Source organism: Roseovarius sp. A46, from assembly GCF_004126395.1.
GTDB lineage: Bacteria > Pseudomonadota > Alphaproteobacteria > Rhodobacterales > Rhodobacteraceae > Roseovarius > Roseovarius nitratireducens.
Genome location: NZ_PVWS01000029.1, coordinates 19,509 through 40,669, shown reverse-complemented (window position 1 = coordinate 40,669; position 21,161 = coordinate 19,509). Strand labels below are relative to the sequence as shown.

The 21,161-nt window shown below is 64.3% G+C and carries 15 protein-coding genes; 4 read left to right on the top strand and 11 right to left on the bottom strand.

What is annotated here, in order from left to right:
- The coding region (locus C6W92_RS14135; protein WP_206735537.1) for a DpnI domain-containing protein at positions 1–886 on the top strand (886 nt) is incomplete at its 5' end.
- 41 nt (positions 887–927) lie between these two features.
- Here the strand turns inward: C6W92_RS14135 and C6W92_RS14130 are convergent.
- Both C6W92_RS14130 and aspS read right to left on the bottom strand, forming a co-directional pair.
- Positions 928–1,650, bottom strand: a complete 723-nt coding sequence (locus C6W92_RS14130) for a GNAT family protein (protein WP_129434311.1) — start codon at positions 1,648–1,650, stop codon at positions 928–930.
- Positions 1,651–1,660: 10 nt separating this feature from the next.
- Positions 1,661–3,622: an aspartate--tRNA ligase gene (gene aspS / locus C6W92_RS14125; RefSeq protein ID WP_129434309.1), complete on the bottom strand. Its 1,962-nt coding sequence runs from the start codon at positions 3,620–3,622 to the stop codon at positions 1,661–1,663.
- A 234-nt stretch (positions 3,623–3,856) separates the two neighbouring features.
- On the opposite strand from aspS, the gene C6W92_RS14120 reads away from it, so the two are divergent.
- On the top strand, positions 3,857–5,089 hold the full coding sequence (locus C6W92_RS14120; RefSeq protein WP_129434307.1) for a cyclopropane-fatty-acyl-phospholipid synthase family protein: 1,233 nt from the start codon (positions 3,857–3,859) through the stop codon (positions 5,087–5,089).
- 4 nt (positions 5,090–5,093) lie between these two features.
- Here the strand turns inward: C6W92_RS14120 and C6W92_RS14115 are convergent, their stop codons facing one another.
- The gene (locus C6W92_RS14115) at positions 5,094–6,221 is read right to left on the bottom strand and encodes an aminodeoxychorismate synthase component I (RefSeq protein WP_129434305.1); all 1,128 of its coding nucleotides are present in this window, start codon (positions 6,219–6,221) and stop codon (positions 5,094–5,096) included.
- A 164-nt stretch (positions 6,222–6,385) separates the two neighbouring features.
- Between C6W92_RS14115 and C6W92_RS17735 the strand changes: the two genes are divergently transcribed.
- Both C6W92_RS17735 and carB read left to right on the top strand, forming a co-directional pair.
- A complete protein-coding gene (locus C6W92_RS17735) occupies positions 6,386–6,901 on the top strand; it encodes a hypothetical protein (RefSeq protein ID WP_164989244.1) in 516 nt (171 codons plus the stop codon).
- Positions 6,902–7,010: 109 nt separating this feature from the next.
- On the top strand, positions 7,011–10,337 hold the full coding sequence (carB, locus tag C6W92_RS14105) for a carbamoyl-phosphate synthase large subunit (RefSeq protein ID WP_129434301.1): 3,327 nt from the start codon (positions 7,011–7,013) through the stop codon (positions 10,335–10,337).
- A gap of 447 nt (positions 10,338–10,784) precedes the next feature.
- Here carB and C6W92_RS14100 read toward each other — a convergent pair whose 3' ends face one another.
- The 8 genes from C6W92_RS14100 to C6W92_RS14065 form a co-directional block, all read right to left on the bottom strand.
- Positions 10,785–12,479: an ABC transporter ATP-binding protein gene (locus C6W92_RS14100; RefSeq protein ID WP_129434299.1), complete on the bottom strand. Its 1,695-nt coding sequence runs from the start codon at positions 12,477–12,479 to the stop codon at positions 10,785–10,787.
- 4 nt (positions 12,480–12,483) lie between these two features.
- Complete coding sequence (locus tag C6W92_RS14095) at positions 12,484–13,722, bottom strand: ABC transporter permease (RefSeq protein WP_129434297.1); 1,239 nt, start codon at positions 13,720–13,722, stop codon at positions 12,484–12,486.
- Between the two features lie 12 nt (positions 13,723–13,734).
- Positions 13,735–14,691 (bottom strand): ABC transporter permease, encoded by a 957-nt coding sequence (locus C6W92_RS14090; RefSeq protein WP_129434295.1) that lies wholly within the window; start codon positions 14,689–14,691, stop codon positions 13,735–13,737.
- Between the two features lie 161 nt (positions 14,692–14,852).
- A complete protein-coding gene (locus tag C6W92_RS14085) occupies positions 14,853–16,463 on the bottom strand; it encodes an ABC transporter substrate-binding protein (RefSeq protein ID WP_129434293.1) in 1,611 nt (536 codons plus the stop codon).
- A 216-nt stretch (positions 16,464–16,679) separates the two neighbouring features.
- A complete protein-coding gene (locus C6W92_RS14080; protein ID WP_129434291.1) occupies positions 16,680–17,990 on the bottom strand; it encodes a replication-associated recombination protein A in 1,311 nt (436 codons plus the stop codon).
- 2 nt (positions 17,991–17,992) lie between these two features.
- Positions 17,993–19,369: a trypsin-like peptidase domain-containing protein gene (locus C6W92_RS14075; protein WP_129434289.1), complete on the bottom strand. Its 1,377-nt coding sequence runs from the start codon at positions 19,367–19,369 to the stop codon at positions 17,993–17,995.
- Between the two features lie 166 nt (positions 19,370–19,535).
- The gene (gene rplQ, locus C6W92_RS14070; RefSeq protein WP_104017192.1) at positions 19,536–19,955 is read right to left on the bottom strand and encodes a 50S ribosomal protein L17; all 420 of its coding nucleotides are present in this window, start codon (positions 19,953–19,955) and stop codon (positions 19,536–19,538) included.
- Positions 19,956–20,100: 145 nt separating this feature from the next.
- Positions 20,101–21,117 carry a DNA-directed RNA polymerase subunit alpha gene (locus tag C6W92_RS14065; RefSeq protein ID WP_104017193.1) on the bottom strand — a complete coding sequence of 339 codons (1,017 nt, stop codon included), beginning with the start codon at positions 21,115–21,117 and terminating at the stop codon, positions 20,101–20,103.
- Between the last annotated feature and the right edge of the window lie 44 nt (positions 21,118–21,161).

Sequence of the window (21,161 nt, the reverse complement as noted above, 5' to 3'; positions counted from 1 at the left end):
AATTGGCCTGTCCACCAACCGAGCGGCCGAAGCAGCCCGAAAGCCGCTGGAAACAAGCTGCCTGATGCCCGGCATGGCCCTCACATCGGCGCGTCGGCGCAGCAGAAGGCGTTGTTCAGACTTTCCTCAAATTGTGCGTGTAATGACAGAAGCATGGGCTGCCACCAACTTATATTGTCCGAACTGTGGCCATCAGTCTCTCACACAATATGAAGTCAATCGTCCAGTAGCAGACTTTTTTTGTTCAATTTGCTGCGATGATTTTGAACTGAAAAGTTCATCTCGAGCATTTGGGAAAAAAATGGCCAATGGGGCTTATGAAACAAAGATGCAGAGGCTTGCGTCTGATACCAGTCCCAACCTTGTTCTTCTACGTTACGACCTTGAGAGACGGCAGGTTCGCGACTTGGCCTGCGTGCCCCGACGGTTCTTCGTACATTCGATAATTGAAGCCCGCAAACCGCTAGCTGAAACAGCGCGTCGGCGTGGATGGATTGGATCAAATATTCTTTTACATCTTGTTCCTAAGATCGGGCGCATCGACTTGGTCAGGAACGGTGAAACAATGGACAAACGCGCAGTCCTTGAAAAATGGCGACAAACGGCATTCCTCGAAAAAAACACCGGCACCGCTCGGGGTTGGCTCGTCGATGTCATGATCTGCATCGAGAGACTCGAAAAAGAGACGTTCTCACTGACCGATATCTACGAATGCGAGGGTCGTCTCGAACAACTTTATCCTGAGAATCAACACGTCCGTGCAAAGATACGCCAACAACTTCAGGTGCTTCGAGATAACGGCTATCTGGTGTTCCTCGGTAACGGCGAGTACCGCAAGAATGCTCAGCCGATTGATCGAACCATGAGCGCATCGAGACGCGACTGACGATACACGCCGCGCCTTGACCGGCGCGCTTGGGGAGGTTGTCAGCCCTCGTTCTGTGCCGGGTCCGAGGAAGCGCGCACAAGACGGGTGAGCGTGCCGAGACGCTCTCTCTGCTGTCCGGCGGCGTCGAAATTCGCCGGGTCGAGCCAGAAGCCGAACGCCTCTTTCAGGGCGGGCCATTCCGCGTCGATCGCTGCGAACCATGCGGTGTCGCGGTTGCGGCCCTTGACCACGGTGGCCTGCCGGAACGTGCCCTCATAGCTTAGCCCCAGGCGTTGCGCCGCGCGGCGCGAGGCCATGTTGAGGGCATCGCATTTCCATTCGAACCGGCGATATCCCGCGCCGAAGGCCCAATCCATCATCAGATAGAGCGCCTCGGTCGCGGCGCGGGTGCGCTGCAACGCCGGGGCGAGGTTGATATGGCCAGCCTCGATGCTGCCCGCCTCAGGCTTGATCCGCAGATAGCTGGCGACACCGCCGACCTGCCCGGTATCCAGATCGGTGATCGCGTAGAACAGCGGATCGTTCCCCGCCGCCGCCTCGCGCGCCCACCGGTGGTATTGCGAGGCCGAGGAGAACGGGCCGTAGGGCATGTAATCCCAGAGCGAGGGATCGGCGCTCATCGCGCGGTGCAGATCGACCGCGTGCCGGTCCGCATCGAGCCGGTCGAGCCGCGCGTAGCGCCCGGTCAGCGGCGTGCCGTCGGGTGCAGGCGGTGGCCGCCAATCCGACAGTTGAGGACCGAGGGGGCAGCTGTCTGACATGGCTGACGCCTCACTCCTGCGGGATGACCCTGAGCCCGAGTTCCATGAGCTGATCCGGGGTCGGTTCGCTGGGAGCGTTCATCATCAGATCCTCGGCGCGCTGGGTCATGGGGAACATGATGACCTCGCGGATGTTCGAGGTGCCCGCGAGCAGCATCACCATGCGGTCGATCCCTGCGGCACAGCCGCCGTGGGGGGGCGCGCCGAACTGGAACGCGTTGACCATGCCGCCGAAGCGGTTGCGGACCTCCGCCTCGTCGTAGCCAGCGAGGGCGAACGCCTTGAACATGGTCTCGGGGCGGTGGTTGCGGATCGCGCCGGAAACCAGCTCGTAGCCGTTGCAAGCGAGGTCGTACTGGTAGCCAAGCACCTCAAGCGGGTCGCCGTCGAGCGCGTCGCGCCCGCCCTGGGGCATGGAAAACGGGTTGTGCGAGAAATCGACCTTTCCGGTCTCTTCATCCGCCTCGTACATCGGGAAATCGACAATCCAGGCAAAGGCGAAGCGGTCCTGCTCGGTCAGGCCCAATTCCTCGCCGATCACGTCGCGGGCGCGGGCGGCGACCCGCTCGAACGCCTGCGGCTTGCCCCCGAGGAAAAACGCCGCATCGCGAACGCCGAGGCCAAGCTGCTGGCGGATCGCCTCGGTCCGCTCGGGGCCGATATTCTTGGCCAGCGGGCCTGCGGCTTCATGTGAACCAAAATAGGCATTGAAGATAAACTCGGCCTCTTCCGTGTGGCCCGCTTTGTTTGCGGCACGCAGCCTTTCTAGCCCCGCTTCAACAAATTGTTCTTTCAATTGGTTGTCGCGTTCTCTGAGTTCAGCAAAAATTTCATTGAACGTCATATCAATGAAATTCTGGATCGAAAGTTGTGCGGGGGTGCGCTCCCGCCAGAAGATATAGCCCATCCCCGGCAGTCCCTCTTTCTGGGCGAAGGCGTTCATGCGGTCGCAAAACTTGCGGCTGCCGCCGGTGGGGGCGGGGATGGCGCGGATTTGCGTGCCCTCCTGTTCCAGCAATTTTGCGAAGATGGCGAAGCCGGAGCCGCGGAAATGCTCGGACACGTCCTGCATCTCGATCGGGTTGCGCAGGTCGGGCTTGTCGGAGCCGTATTTGAGCATCGCCTCGGCATAGGGGATTTGCGGCCATGTCTCGGGCGCATCCACGCGCGTGCCCTCGGCGAATTCCTCGAACACGCCGGCGATCACCGGAGCGACGGTGTCGAACACGTCCTGCTGCTCGACGAAGGACATCTCCATGTCGAGCTGGTAGAAATCGGTGGGCGAGCGGTCGGCGCGCGGGTCCTCGTCGCGGAAGCAGGGCGCGATCTGAAAATACTTGTCGAAGCCCGAAACCATGATGAGCTGCTTGAACTGCTGCGGCGCCTGCGGCAGGGCGTAGAAGCGGCCCGGGTGCAGGCGCGAGGGCACGAGGAAGTCGCGCGCGCCCTCGGGGCTGCTCGCGGTGATGATCGGCGTCTGGAACTCGCGGAATCCCTGATCCCACATGCGCCGCCGGATCGAGGACACCACGTCGGAACGCAGCACCATGTTGTGCTGCATCGCCTCGCGGCGCAGGTCGAGATAGCGATAGCGCAGGCGCGTCTCCTCGGGGTATTCCTGATCGCCGAAGACCTGAAGGGGCAATTCGTCCGCACTGCCCAGAACTTCGAGGTCGCGGATATAGACCTCGATCTCGCCGGTGGGGATCTTGGCGTTCACGAGGCTCGCGTCGCGGGCCTTCACATTGCCGTCGATGCGGATGCAGTATTCCGCGCGCAGTGCCTCGACCGCGTCGAAAACCGGGCTGTCGGGGTCGCACAGCACCTGTGTCACGCCATAGTGATCGCGCAGGTCGATGAACAGCACGCCGCCGTGATCGCGGATACGGTGCACCCAACCGGCAAGGCGGACGGTCTCTCCGACATGGGATTTTCTCAGATCGGCGCAGGTTTGGCTGCGATAGCTATGCATTTGGGGTCTCCGGGGCCGCGCGGGCCGCTGATGGCATTCTGTGTCGGGTCCGCGCCGATACACATGGGCCGGGCGGCAAAGTCAAGGCCGCGGGTGGGCCCAATACTTTACAGGATGTATGAATCCAATAGAATGCCGACGCTTCGGGCAGGCATCCGGCAGGGCCGGGCACGGCAGACCGGATCGAGACACCGATGCGCGGTGCCAGCGATGGCACGGGACTGGAGGTGTGCGATGTGGAGCAAAACCCTCGATCATCTGTTGACTCATCTGTTTCGCCAAGGACGGCTGCGTGTGACATTTCCTGACGGCACGACACGCAGCTATGGACCGGGAGACGGGCTGGAATGCGCGGTGGCGCTGCATCATCCGGCCCTGCCGCGGCGGATCGTGCTATCACCCGACATGGGCGTGGGCGAGGGCTATATGGACGGCACGCTCACCATCGAGGATGACGACGTTTATGGCTTCCTGAGCCTCGCAATCCAGAACATCGCGGCGCAGGGGCAGCCGTGGTTCCGCCGCCCGCTGGAGACGCTGCGCCGGCTCAAACGGCGGTTCGATCAGTTCAACCCGGTGCAGCGGGCGCGGACCAACGTGGCGCATCATTACGACTTGTCGGGCGAGCTCTACGATCTGTTTCTCGACGAGGACCGCAATTATTCCTGCGCCTATTTCGCCCGCCCAGACATGACGCTGGAAGAGGCGCAGGCGGCCAAGAAACAGCATATCGCGCGCAAGCTCTTGATCGAGCCGGGGATGCGGGTGCTGGATATCGGCTGTGGCTGGGGTGGCATGGGGATCACTCTGGCGCGCGATTTCGGGGCAGAGGTCGTGGGGGTGACGCTGTCGCGTGAGCAGCACGAGATGGCCAATGCCCGCGCCGCCAGGGCGGGGCTGTCGGACAAGGTGCGGTTCGAGTTGATGGATTACCGCGACGTGCAGGGAGAGTTCGACCGGATCGTGTCGATCGGCATGTTCGAGCATGTGGGCGTGCCGCATTACGACGCCTATTTCAGCTCCGTGACGCGGCTTCTGAAACCGGAGGGGATCGCGCTCATCCACACGATCGGGCGTGCGGGACCGCCGGGGACAACGAGCCCGTGGATACTGAAATACATCTTTCCCGGCGGCTATTGCCCGGCCATGTCCGAGGCGGTGGCGGCGGTGGAGCGGCAGGGCCTCGTGACCACCGACGTGGAGGTGTGGCGCCTGCATTATGCCGAAACGCTGAAGGAATGGCGCAAGCGGTTCGAGGCCAATATCGACCGTGTCCGCGCGCTCTATGACGAGCGGTTCTGCCGCATGTGGCGCTATTATCTCATCGCCAGCGAGCTTACCTTTCGGCTCAACAACCAGGTGGTGTTCCAGTTCCAGATGACGCCGAAGCAGGACGCGGTGCCGCTGACGCGCGACTATCTCTATCGCGACGAGGCCGACAGCGAGGGACGCGGCGCGGCGGCGTGAGGTATCAGACCGGCGCCGGAGCGAGGGCGCGGGCAAAGCGCGCCTTCCACAGCGCCTCTTCGTATTCGCCATGTGCCGTGCTGTCGTAAACGACGCCGCCGCCCACGCCGAGCCGGGCGTGCCCCCCCTCCACCATCAGGGTGCGGATGGCGACGTTGAATTCACTGCGCCCGTCGGGGGCGGCCCAGCCGATGGTGCCGCAATAGATGTCGCGCGGGGCTGGTTCGAGTCCCGCGAGGATTTCCATTGCGCGGATCTTGGGGGCGCCGGTGATCGAGCCGCACGGGAACAGCGCGCGCAGGATGTCCGAGAGCGTGGTGCCGGGGGCGAGGTCGGCCGCGACGAGCGAGGTCATCTGGTGCACGGTCTCGTAGGTCTCTATCGAGAAGAGCGCGGGCACGCGCACCGATCCCGGCACGCTCACGCGAGAGATGTCGTTGCGCAGCAGGTCCACGATCATAAGGTTCTCGGCGCGGTTCTTTTCGTCCGATTGCAGGAAGTAGCGGCGGCGCGCGTCCTCGGCCGGATCATCGCTGCGCGGCTGGGTGCCCTTCATCGGGCGCGTCTCGATGGTGCCCTCGGCATCGGTGCGGAAGAACAGTTCCGGTGAGCGCGACAGGATCGCGGGCAGGCCCGCCCCCTCGATCAGCGCACCGAAGCGCACCGGCTGCACAGCGCGGAGCGCGGCATAAAGCGCCTGCGGCGTGCCCGAAGCCTCCAAACTTAGCGGGAAGGTGAGATTGGCCTGGTAGATATCACCCGCGCCGATCAGCCCGTGGACCGTGTCGAAGGCGCGGGCGTAGCGGCGCGCATCCCAATCGGGGCGGACCGCGCCAAGCCGCGCCGGGCCGGAATCGAGCGGCCCGGCCGCCTGCGGCGCGGTATAGGCCCCGAATTGCAGGAGCGGCAGACGGCGGTGGGCGGGCATGAGCGGCGCGAGCCGCGGCTCGAGCGCGTAGCCAAGCTCGTAGCTGGCAAATCCCGCGAGCCAGTACCCGTCGGCGCGCGCCTCATCGAGCGCGGCGAGCGCGGCGGGCACCTCGCCCGGCGCGTGTGCCACGATCAACCGCTCGGCCTGCGCAAAGACGCAGGGCCCGTCCGCTGGCCCGTGATCGAAACGAATCTGCACCATGCACCCCTTGCGCTGATGGGTCGAAATTAGGGCGTGGGGCGGCGAATGACACCCACAAAAGCGCCGCCTTGCGGTGGTTTTGCGCAAGGCCCCCGCGCGCTTGACAGGCGGGGGTACGGCGGGCGAGCGTCGTGGTGAGGAAACATTCAGGCGAGGCGTTTGCCATGACGAAGCGAGTCGCGGGGGCCGGGGCGCTGTGCCTGTGGGCTGCGATGGCGTCGGCCGGGCCGGTGTCGATCGGCTTCGAGGGGGTGCCGGAAGGCGTGGCACCGCCCGAGATGGCCGAGGACGGATACCGCATCGTTACCCGTGACGCGATGATTTCCGGGCCCGGCAAGTCCGGCGACGGCAGTGACGGGCCGAACGAGATCGAGGGCGCGATGGGCGGACGCGGAGCCATCGCGATCCTGCGCGATGGGCTTTTCACCTTTGTCTCGCTCGACTGGCAGGCCGAGAGCGGCGTGCCGGAGGTGGTGGCCGAGGGGTATCTCGGGCCGCAGCTCGTGGCGCGCGAGCGGTTTGCCGCGCGTGGGGCAAGGTTTGTCACCTTTGCCGCCGGGGCGCTGAAAGGGCGGGGGATCGACCGGCTGATCCTCTATCCGCAGCGCGACGGGCAGGGCATGGGCGCGCTTGACCGGGTGATCCTCGACGATGCGCCGGGCCACGCCCCCGCGTCCTGACCCGCGTGCCGGTGATGCCCCTTGCACACGGGCGGGTGATGGATATAACCCCACCAATTTGCGCGCGGGCAGAGACCGCGCGCAGCCACCAAGCTGCCCGGGGACCGACATGCCGAAAAGAACCGATATCTCTTCCATCATGATTATCGGCGCGGGGCCCATCATCATCGGACAGGCCTGCGAATTCGACTATTCCGGGGCGCAGGCCTGCAAGGCGCTGCGCGAGGAGGGTTATCGCGTCATCCTCGTGAATTCCAACCCCGCGACGATCATGACCGATCCCGGCCTCGCCGATGCCACCTATATAGAGCCGATCACGCCGGAGGTGGTCGCCCGCATCATCGAGAAGGAACGCCCCGACGCGCTCTTGCCGACGATGGGCGGGCAGACCGGCCTCAACACTGCATTGGCCGTCGCCGACATGGGCGTGCTGGAGAAATTCGGCGTGGAACTGATCGGCGCCAACCGCGCCGCCATCGAGATGGCGGAGGATCGCAAGCTCTTTCGCGAGGCGATGGACCGGCTGGGGATCGAAAACCCGAAAGCCACCATCGCCAACAACATGGACGAGTGCATGGCGGCAATAGATTTCGTGGGCCTGCCCGCGATCATCCGCCCCGCCTACACGCTGGGCGGCACCGGCGGCGGCGTGGCCTATAACCGCGACGATTACATCCATTACTGCAAGTCGGGCCTCGATGCCTCGCCGGTCAGCCAGATCCTGATCGACGAGAGCCTGCTGGGCTGGAAGGAATACGAGATGGAGGTGGTCCGCGACAAGGCGGACAACGCGATCATCGTCTGTTCCATCGAAAACGTCGATCCGATGGGCGTGCACACGGGCGATTCGATCACCGTGGCGCCGGCGCTGACGCTGACGGACAAGGAATACCAGATCATGCGCAATGGCAGCATCGCCGTGCTGCGCGAGATCGGGGTGGAGACCGGCGGCTCGAACGTGCAATGGGCGGTCAACCCCGAGGACGGACGCATGGTGGTGATCGAGATGAACCCGCGGGTGAGCCGCTCCTCGGCGCTGGCCTCCAAGGCTACCGGTTTTCCGATTGCCAAGATCGCGGCCAAGCTCGCGGTGGGCTATACGCTCGACGAGCTCGACAATGACATCACCAAGGTGACGCCTGCCAGTTTCGAGCCGTCCATCGACTATGTCGTGACGAAAATCCCGCGCTTCGCCTTTGAGAAATTCCCAGGCAGCCAACCCCACCTCACCACCGCGATGAAATCGGTGGGCGAGGCAATGGCGATCGGCCGGACGGTCCACGAATCCTTGCAAAAGGCGCTCGCCTCGATGGAAACCGGCCTGTCCGGCTTTGACGAGGTCGAAATACCGGGTCTGGCCGACCTCGGGCCGGACGGTGCGCCCGACAAGGCGGCGATCACCCGCGCGCTGTCGGTGGCCACGCCCGACCGGATGCGTACCATCGCGCAGTCGATGCGGCACGGCCTGACGGATGACGAGATCCACGCCGCTACCGCCTTTGATCCCTGGTTTCTTGCCCGCATCCGCGAAATCGTGGAAGCCGAGGAACGCGTGCGCCGCGACGGTCTGCCGATGACCGAGGACGGCCTGCGCCGCCTGAAGATGATGGGCTTTACCGATGCGCGGCTGGCCGCGCTGACGGGCCGCGACGAGGGTCAGGTGCGCCGCGCACGCGTCAATCTGGGCGTTCACGCGGTGTTCAAGCGGATCGACACCTGCGCCGCCGAGTTCGAGGCGCAGACGCCCTACATGTATTCCACCTACGAGGCCCCGATGATGGGCGAGGTGGAATGCGAGGCGCGCCCCTCGGATGCGAAAAAGGTCGTCATCCTCGGCGGCGGTCCGAACCGGATCGGCCAGGGGATCGAGTTCGACTATTGCTGCTGTCATGCGTGTTTCGCGCTCTCGGACGCGGGCTATGAGACGATCATGATCAACTGCAACCCCGAGACGGTCAGCACCGATTACGACACTTCTGACCGGCTGTATTTCGAGCCGCTGACGTTTGAGCACGTGATGGAAATCCTGCGCGTCGAGCAGGAGAACGGCACGCTGCACGGGGTGATCGTGCAGTTCGGCGGACAGACGCCGCTGAAGCTTGCGCGCGGGCTGGAGGCCGAGGGCATCCCGATCCTCGGCACCACGCCCGACGCGATCGATCTGGCAGAGGATCGCGAGCGGTTCCAGGACCTGGTGATCCGGCTGGGCCTCAAGCAGCCGCAGAACGGCATCGCAAGCACCGATGCGCAAGCGCTGGAGATCGCCGAGAGCATCGGCTTTCCGCTCGTGATCCGGCCCTCCTATGTGCTGGGTGGGCGCGCGATGGAGATCGTCCGCGACATGGCCCATCTGGAACGCTACATCGCCGAGGCGGTGGTCGTCTCGGGCGACAGCCCGGTGCTGCTCGACGGTTATCTGTCGGGGGCGATCGAATGCGACGTGGATGCGCTCTGCGATGGCAAGTCCGTGCATGTCGCGGGCATCATGCAGCATATCGAGGAGGCGGGCGTGCATTCGGGCGATTCAGCCTGCTCGCTGCCGCCTTACTCGCTGGAACCCGAGATCATCGCCGAGATCAAGCGCCAGACCGAGGCGCTGGCGCGCGCGCTGCACGTGGTGGGGCTGATGAACGTGCAATTCGCGGTCAAGGGCAAGGATATCTACCTGATCGAGGTGAATCCGCGCGCAAGCCGCACCGTGCCCTTTGTCGCCAAGGCCACCGACAGCGCCATTGCGGCCATCGCCGCGCGGCTGATGGCGGGCGAGCCGATGGACGCCTTCCCGGTGCGCGGCCCCTACCCTGACGGCGCGACGCCCGGCAGCCTGCCGATGGCCGACCAGATGACGCTGGCGGACCCGAACATGCCGTGGTTCTCGGTCAAGGAAGCGGTGCTGCCCTTCGCGCGGTTTCCGGGTGTCGATACCATCCTCGGGCCGGAAATGCGCTCGACCGGCGAGGTGATGGGTTGGGACGTGTCGTTCCCGCGCGCCTTTCTCAAGGCACAGATGGGGGCGGGCGTGCACCTGCCCGAGAGCGGGCGGGTGTTCGTGTCGATCAAGGATAGCGACAAGACCCCACAGCTTGTTGAAACGGCGCAGCTCATGACCGATCTGGGCTTTACGCTCGTGGCCACGCGCGGCACGGCAGAGTTCCTGACCGGGGCCCGGCTCGACTGTGAGGTGGTCAACAAGGTCTACGAGGGCCGGCCCAACATTGTGGACCTGCTCAAGGACGGCGAAATCGCGCTGGTGATGAACACCACCGAGGGTGCGCAGGCGGTCGAGGACAGCCGGGAAATCCGCTCCGTCGCTCTCTATGACAAAATCCCCTATTTCACCACGCTCGCGGGATCGCACGCCGCAGCGCAGGCGATTCGCGCCCGGCAGGAGGGCGCGCTTGAGGTGATGGCGTTGCAGGGCACGGGCGGGCGCTGAGAGGGCGGGCTTCGACCCCATTGCCATAGGGGACGGGTTCCGATCTCTTCGCGATACGGCCTGCCTGTCATCCAAGTCGTTTTCGCGCCTCATCCCTTCGATTCCGTCCGGTATGCCGAAAACGCTTGGGCGGCATTCCGCGAATGCATGGATTTTCGTCGTAATCGTCATTGCGCCGCCACGATTTATCCTTATGTGGCGGGTGTGAGCGACGTACCGCTTGCACGATTCACTCTAGCGCCAAGGAGGCAAGACATGACCCGCGACGAGCTGAACCGCGAACTGCGTATGCACTCTGCCTCCTGGCAGGCCGTCCTGATCGTCTATGGTGCGATCGTGGGCACATTTGTGCTCTCGGCGATGGCGGTTCTCTGAACCGCATCAGACGATAGTATCTCGGAGGATTGCGCCGCGAACGGGATCGCCCGTTCGCGGCTTTTGCTCGTGTCAGGCCGACGCGCCCGTGACCTTGGGGTCGTTCGGGTCGATCTTGGCGGATGCCGCATCGCCGACGTTGTCCACCCCGCGCTCTTCGAGCAGCGTGGTGAGCCAGTCTGGGTCCATCTCGGGCACCGAGCTGAGCAGCAGGTCGGTATAGGGATGGTGCGGGGGCGTGAACATCTCGTCCTTGGGCCCCTGCTCGACCACCTTGCCGTGCTGCATCACCACCACCTCGTCGGCGATTGAGCGCACGGTGGCGAGATCGTGGGTGATGAACATGTAGGCGAGGTTCAGCTCGTTCTGGAGCCGGTCCAGAAGCCGCAGGATGCCCTCGGCCACGAGCTGATCGAGCGCCGATGTCACCTCGTCGCAGACGATGAAGGTTGGCTCGGCCGCGAGCGCGCGGGCAATGCCGATGCGTTGTTTCTGACCACCCGACAATTCCGGCGGGTAGCGGTTGTAGTACTGCGCCGGTTCAAGCTCGATCAGGTCGAGGAGTTCATCGACCCGATTCTTGAGTGCCACCCCCTTGAGGCCGGAATAGAACGCCGCCGGACGCCCGATGATCTCTGAGATGCGCACCTTGGGATTGAGCGCGGTGTCGGCCATCTGGTAGATCATCTGGCACTGGCGCAACTGGTCCTTGGTGCGGTTGCGATAGTCCGGCGGGAACGGCTCGCCCTTGAACAGCACCTCGCCCTTGGAGGGTGGCAAGAGCCCGGTGATGACCCGTGCCGTGGTGGATTTGCCCGAGCCCGATTCGCCCACGACCGCGACGGTCATGCCGGGGTAGATATCGAAGCTCACATCGTCGAGCACCTTGTCGCCGCCGGTATAGGAGGCATCCACGTTCTTGACCGAGATGAGCGGCGGCGTGCCGTCGGTGGGTCGCTTGCGCTGTGGACTCTTGAAGCCGCGCACCGCCCAGAGCGACTTGGTATAGTCCTCCTGCGGGTTTTCGAGCATCTCGCGAGTGGGGGCCTCTTCGACCTCTTCGCCCTTGAGCAGCACCTTGATCGTGTCGGCCATCTGCGCCACCACCGCGAGATCGTGGGTGATGTAGATCGCCGCGGTGTTGAACTCGTCCACGATGTCGCGAATGGCCGAAAGCACCTCGATCTGTGTCGTCACGTCGAGCGCCGTCGTCGGCTCGTCGAAGATGATGAGATCGGGGCGGCAGGACATGGCCATCGCGGTCATCGCCCGCTGCAACTGCCCGCCAGAGACCTGGTGCGGGTAGCGAAAGCCGATCTCCTGCGGGTTGGGCAGCCGGAGCTTTTCGTAAAGCTCCATCGCGTCTTCCTGCGCCTCCATCCGCTTTTTCAGGCGGTATTGCAGGGGGGCCTCGGTGTGCTGGTCGATGAGCTTGTGCGACGGGTTGAACGAGGCCGCCGCGGATTGCGCGACGTAGGCGATGCGCGAGCCCCGGAGCGCGCGCTTGTCCGACTCGCTCGCGGTGGTCAGCTCCATCCCGTCGAACTCGATGGTGCTATCGACGATGCGCGTGCCGTCACGGGCATAGCCCATGCAGGCTGCGCCGATGGTCGACTTGCCGGCCCCCGACTCGCCGATGAGCCCCATCACCTCGCCGCGGTGAAGCGTGAGATCCACCCCTTTGATGATGGGCACCCATGTCTCGTCGGAATAGCCCTCGATCTTGAGATCGCGGATTTTCAGCAGAACGTCTTTCTTCTTGGTCATCGGTTCACACCTTCAGGCCAGAGGAGCGGTAGAGCATCCAGTCCACCACGAAATTTACGGCGACGGTCAGAAGCGCGATCGCCGCAGCCGGAATGAGCGGGGTCAGCTCGCCAAACGAGATCAGTGTCGCGTTCTCGCGCACCATCGAGCCCCAGTCCGCGGTCGGCGGCTGAATGCCGAGGCCGAGGAACGAGAGACCGGCGATGAGCAGGAACACGAAGCAGAACTCCAGCCCGAATTCCGCCACCAGAGGCGCCGTCGAATTGGGCAGTATTTCCCGCCGGATGAGATACCACTTGCGTTCCCCGCGCAGCTTGGCGGCCTCGATATAGTCCATGACGACCACATTGCCCGCGACCGCCCGGGTGAGGCGGAAGACACGCGGGCTGTAGATCACCGCGACGACCAGAACGAGGATCACCTCGGAGGGGTTGAAGATGGTCAGCATGAAGCCCGCGAACACCGTCGCAACGCCCGCCATGACGGCGAGACCGATGAGCCAGCCGATGATGCTGCTCTCCGAGACCGCTGCGACCATCAGCACCCCGACAACCGCCGCAAAGCCCACGAGAAGCCAGAAGCTCGTCGTGTTGTTGGCCAGGTCGCCGCCGAAGATCGACAGCATCAGCAGCGCGAAAATGAGCGACGGAATCGACATGATGACGTCCGACATCCGCCCGAGGAACTGATCGAAATACCCCCCCGTCGTCGCCGCCAGAAGCCCAGCAAGCGCGCCGAGGAAGAATGCGAGCAACGTGCCCGCAAGCGCCAGCGCCACGGTGTTACGCGCGCCGTAGACGATACGGCTGAACATGTCGCGACCCAACTGGTCGGCGCCGAGCAGCATGTTCTCATCCGCAGGCGCAAAGGCCGACGCGATCACCTCGGCCTCGCCGAAGGGCGCGATGATGGGGGCAAAGATGCCCGCCACCGCGTAGGTGAAGATCACGAACATGCCAAAGCCCGCAGTCAGCGGTGCGGTGCGCAACTCCTTGGCCATGTTGACCGAGGAGATCGCGACGAGAAACTCGCGGAACCCGTAGGCCACCATCGCGGCCATCGCCAGCAGCCCCGCCGAGACCGCCACGAACTTGAGCGCCGGAACACCACCGATGATGCCGAGCACGAACGAAACGAGCGTGAGAGAGAAAAGCAGCAGGAAGGCCGACCGCTTGTTGAAATACGCCGCAAGGCAGGACCCGCCGAGCAGCAGGGTGTAGTAGATTATGACGAAAACACTCATGTCCCTGCCCCCTTATTTCGGATGCCGCAGACGCGGATTGGTGAGGATCGCGCCCACATCGGCTGCCAGGTTGAGCAGGATGAAGGTCGCGGCGAAGATCAGGCAGCAGGCCTGAACCACCGGGAAATCACGCTTGGAGACAGCGTCCACCAGAGCCTGTCCGATGCCGGGATAGACGAACACCACCTCGACCAGGACCACGCCGGTGATGAGGTAGGCGAGGTTCAGCGCCACCACGTTGATGATCGGTGCCCAGGCATTCGGCAGGGCGTGTTTGACGATCACCTTCCACGGTGGCGTGCCCTTGAGGCGGGCCATCTCGATATAGGGAGACGACAGCAGGTTGATGATCGAGGCGCGTGTCATGCGCATCATGTGCGCCGTCACCACCAGCACCAGCGTCAGCGCCGGCAGGAAGGTTCGGTGCAGCAACTCGCCGAAATCCATGCCCTCGCGCAAGCTCGCGATGGCGGGGAACATGCCCGTGTTGACCGCGAGATAGAGAATCAGGATGTAGCCCAGAAAGAACTCGGGGCTCGAAATCGAGGTGAGCGTCGCCACGTTGGCCACCCGGTCGAAGATCGAGTTGCGCAGCAGCGCCACGATGACACCGAGCACGATCGACACCGGCACCGCGATGGCGGCGGCGTAGGTCGCGAGGAACAGCGTGTTGGCAAACCGTTCGCCGATGGTCTCGGTCACGCTCGCGCCGGTCACGATGGAATTGCCGAAATCGAACATCACCGCGCCCGACAGCCAGTCGAAGTAACGCACGATGGCCGGTTGATCGAGACCCATTTCCTTGCGCAGCGCGGCAAGGTTCTCGGGGGTTGCCCCCTGCCCCAGCACTGCCGTTGCAATATCGCCGGGCAAAAGCTCGACCATGAAGAAGATTATCACGGAAATGACCAGTAGTATGATCAGTCCCAGACCCAGCCGCTTGGCGACAAGCCCAAGGATGTCCCCCATCTTTCCCTCCTGCTGTTGTACGTCCGCGCCTTTGCCGGCTTGTTATCCGGTCAGGCTAGCGGCTTTTTCGTGGGCGGCGAAACATTTTTCTCGTTTTCTGCCGCCGAAAGCGAAGCGAGCGGCCCCCGAACGGGGGCCGCCACCATGTGGTAAAGGGCCGATCAGGTGGAGAACCACCAGCGGCTTGCGGCGCGCGCCCCGTCACAGGACCAGCTGGCCGCGACGTTCTCGCTGCGCTCGACGCCCTTGCCCCGGGCGTAGACCCAGTTGTTGAAGAACGGCAGCAGCGTACCGCCATCGTTGCGCATCAGCAGGCACATCTCGCGATACATTTCGGCACGGAGATTGTCGTCGAGTTCGCCCTTGGCCTGAAGCAGCAGTTCATTGAACCGCTCGTTCTGCCAGTAGGTCTCGTTCCACGCTGCATCGGATTTGTAGGCCAGCGTGAACATCACGTCGGGCGTCGGACGCGCGCCCCAGGAGACGGCCGAGAACGGCTTTTTCAGCCAGACATCGGAGTAGTAGCCGTCATTGGGCTCGCGCACCACGTTGATATTGATGCCCGAGGCCTTGGCCTGCTCGGCATAGAGCACGCACATGTCCACCGCACCGGTATAAACGCTCTCGGCCACCGACATGTTGACCGAAAGTCCCTCCTGTCCCGCCTTCTTGAGCAGCGATTTCGCCTGGTCCGGGTCATACTCGCGCTGCGGGATGTCGTCGGGCCAGTAGGGTTGCACCGGCGACAGGTGGAAGTCATTGGCCTTGGTTGCCGCGCCGAAGGAGATCTTCTCGATGATCTCGTCGCGGTCGATGGAGAGCTTGAGCGCGTTGCGCACGTTCACGTCATCGAAGGGCGCGGTGTTGCAGTGCATCGGCATGGTGATCGCGCCGCCCGAGGGGATGTTGTCCACCTTGATGTTGGGGTTGCGCTCGAGCAGCGCCATGGTCTTGAGCTCGATCAGCGACACCGCGTCCACATCGCCCGTCACCAGCGCCGTCTGGCGCGCGTTCGGGTCGTTGAGGATGATCATGGCCACGTTGTCAAAATACGCGCCCTCGCCGTGCCAGCCGTCGTGGCGGCTCAGTTCCCACTGGATGCCGAATTCGCCCGAATCGATCTTGTAGGGGCCGGTGCCGTCGCCGGACGCCCAGTCGATGCCGCCGTTACCGTCCGAGGGGCAGATGGCAAAGTGATAGTCCGTCATCAGCCAGGGCAGGTCGGCATTGCCGCGCGACAGCGTGATGACCACCGTGTAATCGCCATCGGCCTTGACGTCGGTCACGTCGGTCAGCAGCGCCTTGGCCGCCGAGGTCGATTCGTCGCCGCGGTGATGGTTGAGGCTGTCCACCACATCCTGCGCGGTGCACTTCTTGCCGCTGTGGAAGGTGGCATTCTCGTTGAGCGTGAAGGTCCACTCTGCCGCGTCGGGGGTGGCCGACCACTCCGTCGCCAGATCGGGGCCGAGCCCGTTCTCGGGGGTGATCATGGTCAGATAGCTGCGGTGCGTGTGCGCCAGGAAGATCATCTGCCGCGTCACATATGTGCCCGGATCGTGCGTGTCCGAGCTGTTGCCGTCATGCACACCCCAGCGGAACGTGCCGCCGCGCTGCGGTTGGGCGGCGGCGGATTTGGTCCAGAGACCAGTGGCCGCGGTAGCGGTAACACCCGCAACACCCGCATAATGCATAAAGGACCGGCGCGAGATCTTGCCCTCGCGGGCAGCCATCGCCAAGCGATCCATAAGGATTTGGTCGGTTTTCCTCGTCATGAGACTTCCCTGTTTTTTGGTTGATCTGTCGTTGCAAGACTCGCTGGCGCGGCCTTGGGGTTCAGCTTCCTAGTCAGAGGCCCTGTCAGGATGCTCAAAAACGACATGTCGGTATCAAAACACGAAATAACCCCGGTTTCCAGCGTTGATAACAAGCTTTTGCAAATCAATAAGATAAGGTGAACCGGATCGCCGCGTCGCAGCATCGCGCGCCGCTCAGCCCCGCCGCGCGCGCAGTCGCGCGAAATAATCGAGCCGCTTTTTCAGTTCGCGCTCGAAACCGCGCTCGGGCGGAATGTAGTAAACCGGGCGTTTCATGCCCTCGGGAAAATAATCCTGTCCCGAGAACCCGTCCTCGGCATCGTGGTCGTATTCGTAGCCCGCGCCGTAACCCTGCTCCTTCATCAGGGAGGTGGGCGCATTCAGGATATGCTTAGGGGGCGGCTCGCTGCCGGTCTTCTTCGCATCCCGCAGGGCCGCCTTGTAGGCGGCATAGCCCGCGTTCGATTTCGGCGCGAGGGCGAGATAGATCACGGCCTGCGCCAGTGCCAGTTCCCCCTCGGGGCTGCCGAGGCGCTCGTATATCTCCCAGGCGTGCAGGCAGACGGTCTGCGCGTGGCTGTCGGCGAGGCCGATATCCTCGATCGCCATCCGCGTGATGCGTCGCGCCAGGTAACGCGGGTCCTCGCCCCCCGCGAGCATCCGCGCAAGCCAGTAGAGCGCGGCATCCGGGTCCGAGCCGCGCACCGATTTGTGCAGTGCCGATATGAGGTTGTAATGTGCGTCGCCCGATTTGTCGTATTGCGCCGCGCGCTTCATCAGCCGTCCGGTCAGCGCCGTGGTGTCGAGCCTGCCCTCGACGCGCCACGCCGCCACCTGCTCGATCAGGTTGAGAAGCGCGCGGCCATCGCCATCGGCCATCTCCAGCAGGTTTTCGCGCGCCGGGCCATCGAGCGGCAAGGCGCGGCCCATTTCCTGCTCGGCGCGCTGCGCCAGAAGCTCGAGATCGGCGAGGTCGAGCCGCTCGAGCACCAGCACCTGCGCGCGGCTCAGAAGTGCGGCGTTGAGCTCGAAGGACGGATTTTCCGTGGTCGCCCCCACCAGAAGGATCGTCCCGTCCTCCATATGCGGCAGGAACGCATCCTGCTGCGCGCGGTTGAAGCGGTGGATCTCGTCCACGAAAAGCAGCGTGCCCTGCCCCTGCGAACGGCGGTGGCGCGCCTCGTCGAACACGCGGCGCAGCTCGGGCACGCCGCTGAAAATGGCGCTGATCTGCACGAAATGCAGATCGGTCTCGTCCGCCAGAAGCCGCGCGATGGTGGTCTTGCCCACACCCGGCGGCCCCCACAGCACGAGCGAGCCGAGGCTGCCCGCCGCCAGCATCGCGCCAAGCGCGCCATCGGGGCCGAGGATCGCCGCCTGCCCGATAACCTCTGACAGGGCGCGGGGACGCAGCCGGTCGGCCAGCGGGCGCGGCGCGGTGGCGGGGGGCTCTTCCCCGGGCGCGGTATCGAACAGGTCCGCCACGCTCAGAGCCGCAGCCGCAGCGACAGGCGGCGCCCGTCGCGCACGATGCCCAGCACCAGAACCCGGTCCACGGCACGCAACGCGGCGGCGGCGGTGGCGCTGTCGGGGATCGGTTGCCCGCCTATCTCGCGCAGGATGTCACCCGCGCGCAGGCCGACGCGCGCGCCATAGGGGCCGGGCTCCTCGATCAGCACGCCTGTCGCCCCGAGCGGCAGGCGGAATTCCTCGATGACGGCAGGGTTGATGGTCACGAGCGCTACGCCGGGCAGTGCCGCCGCGCGCCCGGTCACGCGCCGGTCGCGTGGCGGGGTCTCGGGCACGGCGGTGAGCGTCACCGCGATCTCCGAGGTTGCGCCCTCTCGCACGCGGGTGACGTTGGCCTCAGCCCCGATACCCGCGAGCGACAGGCGATAGACCATCTCGGCGGGGCTGTTGACGGGTGTGCCGTCGACAGCGACGACCACATCTCCGGGGGCGAGCCGCCCGGCAAATACGCTCTGCGGATGAACCTGCGAGATCACGAGCCCACGCGGCCGGTCGAGGCCAAGCCCCTCGGCCATGTCAGGGGTCACGATCTGCCCGGAAAGCCCGGCCCAGGGCCTCTCGAAGCTCTCGTTACCCGCCCGTGCCTGCGCCACGAACTGCTCCACGAGATCGGCGGGAATGGCAAACCCGATGCCGTTCGACCCGCCCGAGCGCGACAGGATCGCGGTGTTGATTCCAATGAGTTGGCCATTCACATCCACCAGCGCGCCGCCGGAATTGCCGGGGTTGATCGGCGCGTCGGTCTGGATGAAATAGCCCCGCGACGAGCCCATCGCCGTGCCCGACCGCGCCAGCCCCGACACGATGCCACTACTGACCGTCTGGCCCACGCCGAACGGGTTTCCGATGGCCAGCACAAGCTCACCCACCGCGACGCTGTCGCTGTCGCGCAGGGGCAGGGCGGGCAGCTTTGGCGCATCCTCGATCTGAAGGATTGCGACGTCCGCCTCCTCGTCGCCCAGAAGAACGCGGGCCGCGTATTCGCGCCGGTCGTTGAGGACCACGCGGATATCCGTCGCCTCGCCCACGACGTGATAATTCGACACCACGATCCCGTCTTCGGACAGGATCACGCCGGAGCCGAGCGAATTCTGCACGCGCGGGCGGGCAGGGCCGAATTCGCGGAAGAACCGCTCGAAGAACGGATCGCCCATGAACGGGCTGCGGCGGCGTTCGACGACGCGGCTGGCATAGATGTTGACCACCGCCGGGGCGGCCTGTTTCACCACCGGGACAAAGCCCGTGGCGATCTCGGTCGCGCTGCCCGGCACGCGCATATCGGCGACGGCAGGCGCGGCGAGCAGGGTCAGGACAAGACAGAGGCTTCGGAACACGAAGAGCGGCCTTTCTCGTGATTAACCGGACGCCCCGAGATATGCGGGGCGGGGGCTGGCAATGCAAGCCTCGCGCTCTTTCCTGGTCCGAATACCCAAACCCACAGACGCAAAACCCCCGCCGGTGAGGGCGGGGGTCAGGGCCTTGCCAACTGGTTGGCCTGGCTTATTCTTCTTCGGCTTCCTCGGCGGCAACGCGGGCGCGGTCGGTGGCGCCCTTGGCATCGACGTCGCGCTCGACGAATTCGATGATCGCCATCGGCGCCATGTCGCCATAGCGGAACCCGGCCTTGAGCACGCGCACATAGCCGCCCTGCCGGTCCTTGTAGCGGGGTCCGATCACGTCGAACAGCTTGGCGACGTGGGACTCCTGCTTGAGCTGCGCCGCGGCCTGGCGGCGGGCGTGCAGATCGCCGCGCTTGCCCAGCGTGACGAGCTTTTCCACGATCCGGCGCAGTTCCTTGGCCTTGGGCAGGGTGGTCTTGATCTGCTCATGTTCGATGAGCGAGCCGGCCATGTTCGCCCACAGCGCCTTGCGGTGCTCGTGGGTGCGGTTTAGGCGGCGGTATCCTCTTGCGTGACGCATGTCGTTCTCCTTCGTATTTTGCTTTGTCCGGCGGTCTGATGCGTGTCAGCCGCTCTCCTTGGGGCAGGATTGCCCGGTTGTCGGGGAAACCGATTTCTTGAAAAGAAATCGGAACGGAAACTTTTCAAGTTTCCGTCCCCTTATCTCAAAAGGCGTCCTCGAATTTCTTGGCGAGGTCCTCGATATCGTCCGGTGGCCAGTCCTCGACATCCATGCCGAGGTGCAGCCCCATGCCCGAGAGCACTTCCTTGATCTCGTTGAGAGACTTACGGCCGAAGTTCGGCGTGCGCAGCATCTCGGCCTCGGTCTTCTGGATGAGATCGCCGATATAGACTATGTTGTCGTTCTTGAGGCAATTGGCCGACCGCACGCTGAGTTCGAGTTCGTCCACCTTCTTGAGCAGGAGCGGATTGAATTCCAGCCCGTCGTCGTCGTCCTGGCGCCCTGCCGATTCCGGCTCGTCGAAGTTGACGAAGATCGACAGCTGATCCTGGATGATACGCGCGGCGTAGGCGACGGCATCCTCGGGGGTGATGGCGCCGTCGGTCTCGATCTTCATTGTCAGCTTGTCGTAATCGAGCACCTGCCCCTCGCGGGTGGGCTGCACCTCGTAGCTGACCTTGGTGATCGGCGAATAGATCGCGTCGATCGGGATCAGGCCGATGGGCGCGTCCTCGGGCTTGTTCTTGTCGGCGGCAACATAGCCCTTGCCGGTATTCACCGTCAGTTCCATGTAGAATTCCGCCCCCTCGTCGAGGTGGCAGATGACGTGTTCCCGGTTGAGGATCTCGATGCCGGCGCTGTCGGAGATGTCACCGGCGGTGACGATGCCCGGCCCCTTGGCGTTGACGGTCAGCCGCTTGGGTCCTTCGACCTCCATGCGGATGGCCACGCCCTTGAGGTTGAGCACGATGTCGGTGACATCCTCGCGCACACCCGGCACGCTGGAGAACTCGTGCAGCACGTTGTCCATCTGCACCGCGGTGATGGCCGCGCCCTGGAGCGACGAGAGCAGCACGCGCCGCAGCGCGTTGCCGAGCGTGAGGCCGAAGCCGCGCTCGAGAGGCTCGGCCACGACAACCGCCTGGCGCAGCGGATCGTTGCCCGGCTTGATCTCGAGCTGTGTCGGCTTGACCAGCTCGGCCCAATTCTTGTGGATCATGCATCCCTCCATTCCTGTCGCCGCCCCATGTCCGGTGGGCCGCG

Coding starts and splice junctions, on each gene's coding strand:
- C6W92_RS14130 (WP_129434311.1), bottom strand. CDS start 1,650: ATGTCAGACAGCTGCCCCCTCGGTCCTCAACTGTCGGATTGGCGGCCA.
- aspS (WP_129434309.1), bottom strand. CDS start 3,622: ATGCATAGCTATCGCAGCCAAACCTGCGCCGATCTGAGAAAATCCCAT.
- C6W92_RS14120 (WP_129434307.1), top strand. CDS start 3,857: ATGTGGAGCAAAACCCTCGATCATCTGTTGACTCATCTGTTTCGCCAA.
- C6W92_RS14115 (WP_129434305.1), bottom strand. CDS start 6,221: ATGGTGCAGATTCGTTTCGATCACGGGCCAGCGGACGGGCCCTGCGTC.
- C6W92_RS17735 (WP_164989244.1), top strand. CDS start 6,386: ATGACGAAGCGAGTCGCGGGGGCCGGGGCGCTGTGCCTGTGGGCTGCG.
- carB (WP_129434301.1), top strand. CDS start 7,011: ATGCCGAAAAGAACCGATATCTCTTCCATCATGATTATCGGCGCGGGG.
- C6W92_RS14100 (WP_129434299.1), bottom strand. CDS start 12,479: ATGACCAAGAAGAAAGACGTTCTGCTGAAAATCCGCGATCTCAAGATC.
- C6W92_RS14095 (WP_129434297.1), bottom strand. CDS start 13,722: ATGAGTGTTTTCGTCATAATCTACTACACCCTGCTGCTCGGCGGGTCC.
- C6W92_RS14090 (WP_129434295.1), bottom strand. CDS start 14,691: ATGGGGGACATCCTTGGGCTTGTCGCCAAGCGGCTGGGTCTGGGACTG.
- C6W92_RS14085 (WP_129434293.1), bottom strand. CDS start 16,463: ATGACGAGGAAAACCGACCAAATCCTTATGGATCGCTTGGCGATGGCT.
- rplQ (WP_104017192.1), bottom strand. CDS start 19,955: ATGCGTCACGCAAGAGGATACCGCCGCCTAAACCGCACCCACGAGCAC.
- C6W92_RS14065 (WP_104017193.1), bottom strand. CDS start 21,117: ATGATCCACAAGAATTGGGCCGAGCTGGTCAAGCCGACACAGCTCGAG.